Source organism: Cytobacillus mangrovibacter (genome assembly GCF_042865275.1).
GTDB classification, from domain to species: domain Bacteria; phylum Bacillota; class Bacilli; order Bacillales; family Cytobacillaceae; genus Cytobacillus; species Cytobacillus mangrovibacter.
Window position 1 is genome coordinate 22,403 of the sequence record NZ_JBIACJ010000005.1, and the last position, 12,048, is coordinate 34,450.

The 12,048-nt window shown below is 38.6% G+C and carries 14 protein-coding genes and 1 pseudogene; 3 read left to right on the forward strand and 12 right to left on the reverse strand.

Annotated features, from left to right (window positions below; genetic code table 11):
• Window positions 1-305 precede the first annotated feature (305 nt).
• Together ACFYKT_RS10445 and ACFYKT_RS10450 are read right to left on the reverse strand one after the other, a co-directional pair.
• Window positions 306-761: pseudogene (locus tag ACFYKT_RS10445) on the reverse strand (ComE operon protein 2); the annotation flags it as partial.
• 93 nt (window positions 762-854) lie between these two features.
• A complete protein-coding gene (locus ACFYKT_RS10450) occupies window positions 855-1,481 on the reverse strand; it encodes a helix-hairpin-helix domain-containing protein (RefSeq protein WP_389219233.1) in 627 nt (208 codons plus the stop codon).
• A 90-nt stretch (window positions 1,482-1,571) separates the two neighbouring features.
• On the opposite strand from ACFYKT_RS10450, the gene comER reads away from it, so the two are divergent.
• On the forward strand, window positions 1,572-2,399 hold the full coding sequence (comER, locus tag ACFYKT_RS10455; protein ID WP_389219235.1) for a late competence protein ComER: 828 nt from the start codon (window positions 1,572-1,574) through the stop codon (window positions 2,397-2,399).
• A gap of 88 nt (window positions 2,400-2,487) precedes the next feature.
• Here comER and ACFYKT_RS10460 read toward each other — a convergent pair whose 3' ends face one another.
• The 8 genes from ACFYKT_RS10460 to ACFYKT_RS10495 form a co-directional block, all read right to left on the reverse strand.
• Window positions 2,488-3,234, reverse strand: a complete 747-nt coding sequence (locus ACFYKT_RS10460) for a class I SAM-dependent DNA methyltransferase (RefSeq protein WP_389219237.1) — start codon at window positions 3,232-3,234, stop codon at window positions 2,488-2,490.
• Window positions 3,231-3,587 carry a ribosome silencing factor gene (rsfS, locus tag ACFYKT_RS10465; RefSeq protein ID WP_389219239.1) on the reverse strand — a complete coding sequence of 119 codons (357 nt, stop codon included), beginning with the start codon at window positions 3,585-3,587 and terminating at the stop codon, window positions 3,231-3,233. The genes ACFYKT_RS10460 and rsfS overlap by 4 nt, the downstream gene beginning before the upstream one ends.
• Window positions 3,588-3,591: 4 nt before the next feature.
• Complete coding sequence (yqeK, locus tag ACFYKT_RS10470) at window positions 3,592-4,158, reverse strand: bis(5'-nucleosyl)-tetraphosphatase (symmetrical) YqeK (RefSeq protein WP_389219241.1); 567 nt, start codon at window positions 4,156-4,158, stop codon at window positions 3,592-3,594.
• A complete protein-coding gene (locus ACFYKT_RS10475) occupies window positions 4,148-4,717 on the reverse strand; it encodes a nicotinate-nucleotide adenylyltransferase (protein WP_389219243.1) in 570 nt (189 codons plus the stop codon). Before ACFYKT_RS10475 ends, yqeK begins: the two co-directional genes overlap by 11 nt.
• 24 nt (window positions 4,718-4,741) lie before the next feature.
• Window positions 4,742-5,038: a ribosome assembly RNA-binding protein YhbY gene (gene yhbY, locus ACFYKT_RS10480; RefSeq protein ID WP_389219245.1), complete on the reverse strand. Its 297-nt coding sequence runs from the start codon at window positions 5,036-5,038 to the stop codon at window positions 4,742-4,744.
• A 5-nt stretch (window positions 5,039-5,043) separates the two neighbouring features.
• Window positions 5,044-5,874, reverse strand: coding sequence for a shikimate dehydrogenase (locus tag ACFYKT_RS10485; protein ID WP_389219247.1), 831 nt, complete (start codon window positions 5,872-5,874; stop codon window positions 5,044-5,046).
• A 242-nt stretch (window positions 5,875-6,116) separates the two neighbouring features.
• Window positions 6,117-7,220 carry a ribosome biogenesis GTPase YqeH gene (yqeH, locus tag ACFYKT_RS10490; protein ID WP_389219249.1) on the reverse strand — a complete coding sequence of 368 codons (1,104 nt, stop codon included), beginning with the start codon at window positions 7,218-7,220 and terminating at the stop codon, window positions 6,117-6,119.
• A 3-nt stretch (window positions 7,221-7,223) separates the two neighbouring features.
• Window positions 7,224-7,739, reverse strand: coding sequence for a YqeG family HAD IIIA-type phosphatase (locus ACFYKT_RS10495; RefSeq protein ID WP_389219251.1), 516 nt, complete (start codon window positions 7,737-7,739; stop codon window positions 7,224-7,226).
• Between the two features lie 519 nt (window positions 7,740-8,258).
• On the opposite strand from ACFYKT_RS10495, the gene ACFYKT_RS10500 reads away from it, so the two are divergent.
• Window positions 8,259-8,399, forward strand: a complete 141-nt coding sequence (locus tag ACFYKT_RS10500; protein ID WP_389219253.1) for a sporulation histidine kinase inhibitor Sda — start codon at window positions 8,259-8,261, stop codon at window positions 8,397-8,399.
• Window positions 8,400-8,455: 56 nt separating this feature from the next.
• Here the strand turns inward: ACFYKT_RS10500 and ACFYKT_RS10505 are convergent, their stop codons facing one another.
• Window positions 8,456-9,238, reverse strand: coding sequence for a phosphatidylserine decarboxylase (locus ACFYKT_RS10505; RefSeq protein ID WP_389219255.1), 783 nt, complete (start codon window positions 9,236-9,238; stop codon window positions 8,456-8,458).
• A gap of 122 nt (window positions 9,239-9,360) precedes the next feature.
• On the opposite strand from ACFYKT_RS10505, the gene pssA reads away from it, so the two are divergent.
• Window positions 9,361-9,900 (forward strand): CDP-diacylglycerol--serine O-phosphatidyltransferase, encoded by a 540-nt coding sequence (gene pssA / locus ACFYKT_RS10510; protein WP_389219257.1) that lies wholly within the window; start codon window positions 9,361-9,363, stop codon window positions 9,898-9,900.
• Window positions 9,901-9,964: 64 nt separating this feature from the next.
• On the opposite strand, the gene ACFYKT_RS10515 is transcribed toward pssA, so the two are convergent.
• On the reverse strand, window positions 9,965-11,764 hold the full coding sequence (locus ACFYKT_RS10515; RefSeq protein WP_389219259.1) for a M3 family oligoendopeptidase: 1,800 nt from the start codon (window positions 11,762-11,764) through the stop codon (window positions 9,965-9,967).
• Between the last annotated feature and the right edge of the window lie 284 nt (window positions 11,765-12,048).

The following is a 12,048-nucleotide window of genomic DNA, read 5'->3' on the forward strand; positions in this document are numbered from 1 at the left end:
TTCTCCTTTTTATTTTTGGCTGTTTTCGCTAACATTGTTGCTTTTAACATCAATCGGTAAAAGTTGATTTCCGCTGCAGGTCGCTCGCTTTCCGCGGGGTGGGCGCTGAGCCTCCTCGACGCTAAAGCGTCTGTGGGGTCTCAGCTGTCCCACACTTCCCGCAGGAGTCTCGCGCCTTCCGCTACAATCAACAATCTTTTTTGTCAACAGTATAAATTTTCACAACCTATATAAATAAAGCGAGTAATCATGTAGCAACGATTCTCCCTTATTATTATTAGACTGATTTAAATCAAGGTATTATCTTTTTGCGAATGGAATTCAATAGATATATCATTACCTTCCACTTGTTCTACCTTTACGCCTGCCATTTTAAAGAGTTCGATGGCATAGGGGTGATTTTTGTAATCCTTTGAATAGTAAACGGTTTTAATTCCTGCCTGGATAATTGCTTTAGAGCACTGCAGGCAAGGGAAGTGAGTTACATATATTTCAGCATCGCTTGTTGGCACACCAAATTTTGCACATTGTAGAATAGCGTTCATTTCAGCATGGATCGTCCGAACGCAATGATTATCAATCACATAGCAGCCATCGTCTATACAATGCTCCCCACCGGTAATGGAGCCATTATATCCACCAGCAATAATTCTCTTATCTCTTACAATCGTTGCTCCTACAGATAGTCTAGTACAAGTACTCCTTAAAGCAAGCAAATGACTTTGCGCAATGAAGTACTGATTCCAAGATATTCTTTCCATTCATTACTCCCCTTTTCTTTTATCCGACAATTCTTTAAAAAGTCACCTTAAAAATTAGTTTAAGCCCCTATCAATAATGGGTCAATGGTTCTTTCACTTTACCTTTATACTATCCTGTAATTTTTCAAAGCTCTTTTCCCCAATGCCGCTAATCATTTTTAAATCTTCAATGGCTTTAAAAGGGCCGCTTTTGTCACGAAACTCGATGATGGCCGCAGCTTTAGCAGGTCCAATTCCTGGTAAAGTTTGCAATTGTGATTCATCAGCTGTGTTTATATTAATCTTGCCATCCGCTTGTTCTGTACTGCCGGCAGCGGTAACTGTTCCTTCTACTTGTTCCATTTCTTCACCAACTTCTGGAACATAAATAACCATTTCATCCTCTACTCTTATAGCAAAATTTATCTTTGCTTCATCCGCAGTTTCTGTTAGGCCTCCCGCTTTATTGATCATGTCAATTACCCGTTCATCTGATTCAGCCTCATACACACCTGGTTTTCTAACAGCTCCCTTTACATCGACAATGACCTTCATCACCACTTCTGCTTCGTCTTCCACATTTCCCTTCAAAACATTTTCCTCATCATCTAGCCATTCTTCTTCATCTTCAAACATATTGCTTTGATCTTCTAGTGGATCAATTAAGAAATAAATGAATACAATCCCAATGATAATACCCCCTGCTACATATAATTTATTTGCTTTTAGCCAATCAATCATTGAAATCTTCCTTTCTTTTTTTAGCATATTCAATTATAGAAGTTCATATCGTATAGGAGGAAGCTTTGGGTCCGAAGGAGGGATGGAACAATGAAAATAGGAATCATTGGTACAGGTAATATGGGGAGAATTCTGGCAGAGGCATTACTTGATGGAAAAGCCGTTTCCCCTTCTTCCATGACGATTACCAATCGAACGTTATCAAAAGCATTGGAAATCAAGAAAAATTACGAGGACATACATGTCAGTGAAAGTGGAAGAGATGTGGCAGAGCGATCCGAGCTTATCTTTGTATGCGTAAAGCCACATGATGTTCATAAAGTCATTAAAGATATTTATCCAGTCTTAACGAAAGAGAAATGTATTGTTTCTATTACCAGTCCAATCAGCGTTGAACAATTAGAATCCATTACACCTTGTTCAGCTGCAAGGGTTATTCCCAGTATAACTAACAGGGCACTTACAGGTGTTTCATTAGTATCATTTGGTGCCAGATGTGAGACAGTGTGGAAAAAGGAGATACAAAGTCTATTTGAGAAAGTGTCAAAGCCAGTTGAGATTGAGGAAAATATTACACGGGTTGCCTCTGACATTGTAAGCTGTGGTCCTGCCTTTTTTAGCTACTTAACCCAGCGTTTTATTCTTGCTGCGGTAAAGGAGACAGATATCGATCAAGAGACCGCTACAACTCTTGCTGAAGAAATGCTGATTGGCATGGGAGAACTCATGAAAAAGGGCTTTTATACATTGCCGACATTACAGGAAAAGGTATGTGTAAAAGGAGGTATTACCGGTGAAGGCATCAAGGTGCTGGAAAATGAATTAGGAAATGTATTTGAACATATCTTTCAAGCAACCCATTCAAAATTTGCAGAGGATCGAGAACAAGTAAAAAGTCACTACACCATTCAATCTTAACTATTCGACAAGAATCGAACGAATCCTTCTTGTTTTTATTTTTTATAACAAAAAATGCAGAGCCAGAATTAAATCCGGCTCTGCTTGTTTATTTTTTCCGACAAATAAAGATGATCCGTTCAGACTGTGTTTGTGGTGAGACAGACTCAAAATCTGCCGCTACTTCCACAACCTCAAAACCAGCCTCTCTTAGCCAAGTCTCATAGATTTCTATTGGATAGGTCCGCTGGAAATGAAGTTCATCATATCGATCATACATCCCAGATTTATGATCAAGAACGAAGAAACTTAAATCATGTTCCACACTATTCGGGAACTCTCCTTGATAGCTATTCCAAATATAACTAATTTCTTCATCATTTAAGGTAAAGGTTTGATTCATAAATATCTGCAAGATCTTATGAATAGAATGGACATCAAAAATGAAAAGGCCTTTATCATCCAAATGCTCATAAACATGCATGAAGGTATCTAAAACTTCTTGCTCTGACTGCAAATAATTTAAAGAATCACAAAAAATGCCGATAATATCAAATTGTCCTAGCCCTTCAAGCTCAGCCATATTCTGCTGATAGAATTGGATATCCATTCCGTTATCAGCCGCTTTTGAATGAGCAACCATCAGCATATCTTCTGAAAGATCAACACCTGTTACATGATAGCCCTTCTTGGCAAATTTAATAGAAAGCTCACCCGTTCCACAAGCAATGTCCAAAAGTCTCTTCCCTTGAATATTATATTTCTGGGTATTTTTCATAACAAGGTCTACCCATTTATCATAGGGAACATCTTTCATCAACTCATCATAGACATATGCAAACTTCCCATAGGTCATTGATTAAGCTCACTTTGAATATCTTCAATCGCTGCATCGCCCCATAAGCGTTCTAAATTATAATAGCTTCTTTCATCACGATGGAAGATATGAGCAACTACATCTCCAAGATCAACAAGGATCCAACGAGCTTCATCAAAGCCTTCCATTCTCTTTACTGAAAATCCAAGTTCTTCGGCTTTTTCCTTCATTTCCTTCGCAATTGCCTGAACTTGCTTATCAGAATTTCCGTGGCAAATAAGAAAATAATCGGCAATCAAAGAGACACCCTTCATATTTAATGCAACGATTTGTTCTGCTCTCTTATCATCAGCTGCTTTAACTGCAGTTAATAGTAAATTTCTTTCACTCATTCAATCAGTCCTCCAGGTTCATAATTAGGTCATTGTATGTGTTAAATGTAGCAGGGAATATTGGCTGATCCTTTTTCATTAAAAAAAAGATAGTATTTTGGATCGATTTAATTAAAGCATGATCCAAGCTTGTTTTCGCGATTTCCCGCACTTCTTCTACTCCAGGAAAATGTCTTCCAGGTTCAATATAATCGGCCAAATAGATGACTTTTTCCAACAAGGTCATGCCAACCCTGCCAGAAGTATGGTATCTAATGGCATCAAGTATTTCTTCATCCTCGATCCCGGCTTCCTTATGAACAAGAAAAGCCCCAACTGGAGCATGCCAAAGTTCACTATTGTATCGAAGAAGCTCGACCGGCATTCCTTGGTCAATAATGTGTTGTTTCATTTCCTCTTTCGGACGGAATTTTGCATAATCATGAAAAATGGCAGCTAGCTCAGCCTTCTTTTCATCTGCTCCGTACCTTTTAGCAAGGGCAATCGCTGACTCCATAACACCAAGCGTATGATTATAGCGATGCTCTGTCAATTGATCCTTCACTTTTAATAAGGCAAGATTACGATCCATATAAATTTTTCTCCTTAATATAAACCCTTACCGGATCTGGAACAAGATAGCGGATGGTTTGATCTTCCTTTAAACGGCTTCGAATAAGGCTTGAGGATATTCCCATTTCCGGGACTTCCGCATAAAGAATAGGATAAGTGCTTTCATGGCTATAGGAAGGCCTCTTCACACCAATAAACTGAATGATTTCAACAAGTTGATTGATATTTTGCCACTTGGGCAAATACTCAATCATATCAGCACCAATGATAAAATAGAACTGTTTGTCTTGATGCTTTTCTGTAAGAATCTTCATTGTCTCGTAAGTATATGAAGGACCTTTTCTTTCTAGTTCGATCAATTCCGTTTTAAATTGGGAATGTCCTTTGATTGCCAGCTTTAGCATATTCACTCGATCTTCATCTGTAACCGCATTTGTCTTTTTTTTATGTGGAGGCTCTTGGTTCGGCATAAACCAAATTTCATCTAAGTCATGCGCGTTCAACACTTCATTCGCAATAATTAAATGACCAAGATGCGGGGGATCAAAAGTGCCTCCTAAAATGCCGACTTTCTTCAATTGCTCTCCTCCTGATCTTTATGGCTAGCTTTTTGGCAAGATAATTTGTTTGTTTTCTCTTGATTCCTTATAGAGAACAATGATATTGCCGATTATTTGTACAAGCTGTGCTCTCGTTCCTTTTGCCAATTGGTCTGCAACTGTGTGTTTATCCTCATCACAGTTTTGCAGGATGCTGATTTTCATTAATTCACGAGCCTCAAGCGCATCACGAACTTGCTTAATCATATTTTCATTCACTCCACCTTTACCAACTTGAAAAATTGGGTTCAGGCTGTGAGCCTTTGAGCGTAAAAAACGCTTTTGTTTTCCTGTTAACATTTTATTTATCCTCCCAGTTGTGCAAGTACATTCGTTTTCATACGTTCCGTATTTGGAAAAATGCCTGTCCACTTCTCAAAAGCTAGCGCTCCTTGAAACACAAACATTTCCAATCCATTTTGTATTTTCGCACCATTTCTTTTAGCTTCCCGCAAAATTTTCGTCTCAAGCGGATTATATATTATATCACTTACAAATGTATCTGCGTTCAAATTATGTAATGAAAGCGGAAGTTTATTTATATCAGGAGACATTCCAATCGGAGTGGTCTGAATAAGTAATTGATAATCTGCAAGATTCTGTTCTGCCTCCTCTAGTCCTATAACAGTCGAGGAGATAGGATAAGGGCATTCATTGATAATAGTCTGTGCTTTTTGTGCAGTTCTATTATATATGTCCAATTTATGAACGCCTGAATGAGCCAATGTATAATAAAGTGCCTTAGCAGCCCCACCAGCACCAATAATCAAAACATTTTTATCATTAATGGAAGGCAATTCAGTTAGCAGCCCTCTTAAATAACCGGCGCCATCTGTATTATAGCCGACAAATGTTCCGTTTTCATTCACAACTGTATTAACTGCCCCAATGGCTTCTGCAAGCGGGTCTAGTTTATCCAATAACGGAAGAATGGATTCTTTATGTGGAACGGTAATATTAAATCCCGCCACTCCCAATGCTTTCAATCCTTTAATCGCATCTTCTAGATTGTCTCTTTTCACATGAAAGGGCTGATAATGGGCATCGATTCCATATAATTGAAATAAATCATTATGCATAGCGGGAGACATTGAATGAGCAATCGGATCTCCCAGTACAGCATAAAGCTTCTTCATACTCTACATCTCCCTATATCTATGATCTATTATTTAAACACGGCATTCTTTAGAATTGAACGTAGTTAGTAGAGGTTGATTTCCGCTCCAGGTCGCTCGCTTTCCGCGGGGTGGGCGGTGAGCCTCCTCAGCGCATAAGCGCCTGCGGGGTCTCACCTGTCCCACTCCTCCCGCAGGAGTCTCGCAACCTTCCGCTCCAATCAACCAGCCTTATTCAAAAACAACAATCTTTTAAAAAAAGCCTAGATTAATGATTTTCTAATGAGCGCATGGACACCTTTTGGTACATAGGCAGCAATTTTGGCACCTGGGTCATTGATTGTGATCCAGCCTAGGCCTGAAAAAACAATATCCATTTTCCCTTCCTTAATTGTGAATTCATGCTTCACTAATTCAGGGAAATTCTCCTTGTCATCCATTCGCGGCGGAGTTAATAATTCACCGACATGATTTTTATATAATTCATCTGCTTTTTCTAATTTTGTTCGATGGATATTGATTTCATTTGAAAAATGACAGGTAAATGATCGGCGTCCACCAGTGATATAATCAAACCGTGCAAGACCGCCGAAGAATAGGGTTTGTCCCTCATTTAGCTGATAGACTTTTGGTTTGATCTCCTTTTTCGGGGTAATGATTTTCAGATCACCTTTATCTACATAATGTGCCATTTGATGATGGTTAATAATCCCTGGTGTATCGACAAGTGCTTTTCCGTCAGAGAGCGGAATTTCAATAATATCAAGGGTTGTTCCAGGGAAATGTGAAGTAGTAATTACATCACCTTCTCCAGTCACTTCTTTTAAAATTCGGTTAATAAACGTTGATTTTCCTACATTTGTACAGCCGACAACATAAACATCTTTTCCTTCACGATATTCATCAATAGCTGCAGCTACTTCTTGAATAAACTGACCTTTAGCAGCACTTACTAGAAAGACTTCTTCAGGCTTTAAACCAAGTTCTTTCGCTTCCTGCTTCATCCAATTGATTAATTTATTCGGTTTCACCGATTTCGGAAGCAAATCAACTTTATTCCCGACAAGAAGAATTTTATTTTTCCCTACAAATCGATGCAAACCTGGAAGCCAGCTGCCGTTAAAGTCAAAAATATCAACAATTTTAACGATTAATGCATCACTTTGACCGATTTCATTTAGGATTTTTAGAAAATCGTCATCTGTTAGATTTACATCTTGCACTTCATTATAATGCTTTAAACGAAAGCATCGCTGACAAATAATATCTTCCTTTAGTAAAGCTGATTGCGGTGCGTAACCAATTGCTTCACGATCTTCAGTTTGGATCTTCACACCGCAGCCTATACACGAATATTGTTCACTCACTTTTTAATCCTCCCATTGGATCATTCCTTTTTTTCGGAACCAATTTAATATTTTTCTTTCGACCTTCCGATTAAACCGAGTCACAAACCCATCTGTTTGTGCAACCGGAACGACAAGGATTGTCCGGAGCCCACTGCGATTGCCACCGAGTACATCTGTTAATAATTGATCACCAATAACAACCGTTTCTTCCTTGGCAAGGTCCATTTCTTGAAGCGCTCGATTAAATGCTCGTCCTAAAGGCTTCCTTGCTGCAGGGATAAACGGGATATTTAGAGGGTCTGAAAAAGACCTTACACGGTCCTCATTATTATTTGAAACAATCGTAATCTTCACATTGCTATGTTTCATTTCTTCAAACCATTTAATTAATCTAGGGGTAGCATTTGGCCGATCCCACTCAACCAAAGTATTATCTAAATCAGTAATAATCCCTTTAATTCCATTTTCCTTCAAGCTTTCAGGAGTAATTTCAAAAATGCTTTTTGCATGCTGATCTGGCAAAAAATGCTTTAACACTATATTTACACCTCAGTTAAATTCGTAATAAAAACTAAATAACCAACCAAATATTTCGTACTTCATCATAACCAATTTAAACCGTTCTATCAAACAAGAAAAGCGAAAGCGCCTTGTTCAGGGGCGACAAGCATAAGACAAGTCGGCAGGAAGGTTGTTCTTTAACCTTCTTGTCGGATTGGCTTATGACTCGAGCTCCTAGGCGCTGGAGCTGGACATCACGAAAAGCGGAAGTGCCTTTCAATCCTATTATATCCTTTTTAAACGAAAAAGTTTTTCGACATTTTTCTTTTTCTCTCGAGCTGTGGATAACTTTATACACATTAAGCACACCCATTTATATACCATTTCTCATTTTATAAACAACTTAGTCACAGGTTATCCACTAATTACTGTGGATAACAGAACGGTTGTTCTAACCGGTTATTTTTGCTAGAGTAAGGGTATAACATAAAAACTACATTATATGTAAGAACCTAATGAAATAGACCTTTTAATTTTTATTGGAGGTGAAAGGACATGCGCAAGCTATCAGACGAGTTATTAATCGAATCTTACCACAAGGCTAGAGAGCTGAAACTGAGTCCCGATTTCATCCGCCTTATTGAAACAGAAATTCACAGACGGTCTTTATCAAATAGAATAAAAGTTTCTTCATAAAAATATCGGACAAGCCCATTTCGGGCTTTTTTTCTTTTTAGAAGGAAGGTACCTTTTTACAGCATAGTGCCAATTTTCTCCCCAACCTTTACATCAAAAGGAACTCTTATCGTAGATAGAGGCTGGAAGCTATCTTTTTCAAAAAGGAGCACAACAGTGGAGCCAAAGGAAAAATAAGCCATTTCATTTCCCTTTACTAATTCCTCTCCTTCATGGATCACTTCAATTGAATTAACAAACATCGCTCCCACCTTCACGATCGACACGAACCCTCCACCGCTATGCTTTACCTCTGTAATTGTTCGGTAATTTCCCGATAATGCATTCTTCCCATATTTCAATCCATATTTATTCACTGGATATGATTTCTTTCCCAATGTCCACTGATCGACAACTGTTCCTGAAACTGGACTATGTATACGGTGATAATGGCTTGGACTAAGGTAAAAAATCATATAATGCCCGCCTGAATACTTTTCTAGTTTCTTCTCATTGCCTAACATTTCCCTTATCGAATATTCCTTCCCTTTCACAGTAATGACGTGTCCAGGCTCAATCAACCCGAGATCTTCAATTACTGCGTCCACAGGACTTATTATCGATTCGGGATTCTGATCAGAATTTCGCGCACCCTCTTTAAGCTTACGGGTAAAAAAGTCATGTAAGGTAGAGTACTGAGCAAGGCTTTTCTCCATTTCACTTTCATTGATTTGATAAACTCTTGCAAAAGAAGGAACAAAATAACGACTCACCTTTGAGCGTGCAAACTTCTTAAGTATTCCAGAAGTCCATCTCCCATTCGTAAGTTCAATCATAAAGCGATATAACGGCTGAATCAAAATCTCACCTCCAAATGATGTAAATTTCATCCTTATCAATAGTCATAAAAGAATTAAAATAAAATATTATTATATAAGTAAAGTAGAAGCTTTTGCTTCTAAATGAATGAGGTGTAACGGAAATGTTTTTATCCAATGTACTTGATCAAACGATTAAAAAATTTAAATCACAGACAGCAAATGTTTTAACTTTGGCCAATTTATTCTTAGGTGGATTCTCCATTCTTTTCATCTTAAAGGGTGAGCTCAATTTAAGCTTACTCCTTATTTTTATCGCCGCATTGGTTGATCGATTGGACGGCATGGTTGCACGAAGGCTTCAGATTGAATCTGAGTTAGGCAAGCAGTTAGATTCCATGAGTGATATTATATCATTTGGAGTAGCCCCTGCACTATTAATATATCAAGGAATTTTATTTGAATACGGTGTTCCGGGATCGTTCTTTACGATTTTCTACATAGGCTGCGGTGCTTTTCGCCTTGCTCGTTTTAATATTAGTGAAAATAACGGCTATTTTACAGGTCTTCCTATTACTGCAGCTGGATGCTTAGCCACTCTCACTTTTTTGGCGATTCCCTTCTTTCCTGCCCCCTTCTTCTTATTTATTATGTTTTTAGTATCATTCCTAATGGTCAGCCCTTTTAAATTAAAGAAGATTTAATTAGAAAAACGCTAGACAGACAAAAGAGGCCGCACCTTTTCATTTAAAGTGTGCGGCCTTTTTATTATTTCTTTTCTGTTAAAGCGAGGAATTCCTCAACGTCATCCATACATAGTTGGACAGCTTTTTCCCAGAAATCCGGCTTTGTTAAATCAATATTGAGATGTTTTTCTGCCAACTCTTCTACCGTCATTGAAGCGGTATCCTTCAATAATGCAATGTACTTTTCTTCGTATCCCTTTCCTTCCTCTAGCGCTTTTGCATAAATGCCAAGTGAGAAGAGGTAACCAAATGTATATGGGAAATTATAAAATGGAACACCTGTAATATAGAAATGTAGCTTTGAACCCCAAAAGGATGGATGGTACTCAGCCAAGGCATCGCCATAAGCTTCTTTTTGCGCTTCTTCCATTAGTACATTTAATCTTTCAGTACTTACTGTTCCATTTTTACGCTCTTCATAAAAACGTGTTTCAAACAAGAATCGGGCATGGATATTCATTAACAATGCGACTGTTCGTTGAATTTTATCTTCAAGAAGCGTGATTTTTTCCTGCTCTGTTTGTGCATTTTTTACCGATGCATCCGCTACAATCATTTCCGCTAGCGTTGATGCTGTTTCCGCTACATTCATGGCATAATTGCGATTTAATAAGTGGAGATCTCTCATCGCATACGTATGGAACCCATGTCCAAGCTCATGTGCCAAAGTTGAAATATTTGATGGTGTGCCTGAATAAGTCATAAATATCCTTGACTGCCTGCTCTCAGGGAAATATGTGTGAAAGCCGCCTGGAGATTTTCCTGGCCGATCCTCCGCTTCAATCCACTTTTCCTCAAAGGCCATTTTAGCAAATGAAGTCATCTCATCACCGAATTTAGAGAATTGCTCGAGAATGAACTCTGCACCTTCCTGATAGGAGACTTTGGATTCCGTTTGTTCAATCGGTGCATCAAGATCATACCAGCTCAATTTTTCCAGCCCAAGAAGCTCTGCTTTTCTATTTAGAAATCGAACGAGCGGTTCTTTACTCTTCGAAATGACATCCCACATCGTATCAAGCGTTTCTTTTGTCATCCGATTGATATCAAGTGGTTCCTTTAGCACGTCTTCCCACCCACGCTGCTTATACACATTTAACCTAAATCCAGCCAAGTGATTCAAAGCCTTCGATAAATAATCTGATTGATCCTGCCATGCTTCTTCCCACTTTTCGAATACTTCTTTTCGAATACTGCGATCAGGGTTCGAAAATTTATTTGCTGCTTGACCAACAGACAATTTCTGTTCTTCCCCATTTTCAGTGAATGGGATCTTTATCTTCCCAACTATGGTGTCATACAGCTGACTCCAGCTATGGTAGCCATCGACTCCAAGTGCATTAATCAAACTTTCTTCCTCTTTGGACAGCTTTTCTGAAGCAGTCTTCCTTCTTTCAGTTAGAACAAAGGTTAATTCCTTCAGCCCATCTGTTGCGAGCAATTCCCTCCAAACGTCGGAATCATAGCTTGTCAGCTTTTCATCGAAAACAGTTAAGACCGTCTGGAATACAGCACTTAACTGTGTAATCGCAGCTCGATGTTCAGCTGCTTTCTTATCTGTTGTATCTTGGGCTTGAAGGCAGCTGACAAACGCACCTGCTTCCCTCAGCTTTTTTGTCCCTGCTTGAAATAACTCAATTAATTCTACTAATTCCTTCTGATCTGCTATCGAATTAGTTGGTTCCCAATTATGTACAGCTTGCTCAAACTCTTTTATTTTTTCTGCAGTGGCCTTTAAGTGCTTTATAAATGCTTCGGAGGAACTTCCTCCTTTAAAAAAGACGTCCAAGTCCCATACTGGTGAATAGGTTGTTGCTGTCATGAATCTTCCTCCTTCTATCTACATTCATTTTTCATTTGGCATAGCTATATTATAAGGTAACTTTTCGGAAATTTCTATCAATAGGGTTTCTTTTAAAAAGGAAAAGCCTATGCTTAGAAGCATAAGCTCTTTACTAGCAGTCATTATTATAATAAAACCACCCACCGAAAACGAGTAATAAAATGAGCAGCACTACTGCCAAAGCTAACCAGAATCCTCCTCCATTATAAGCGGCAGGACACGGGGGCGGAGGTGGAGGACAACAATAGGTGTATGGGTATCCA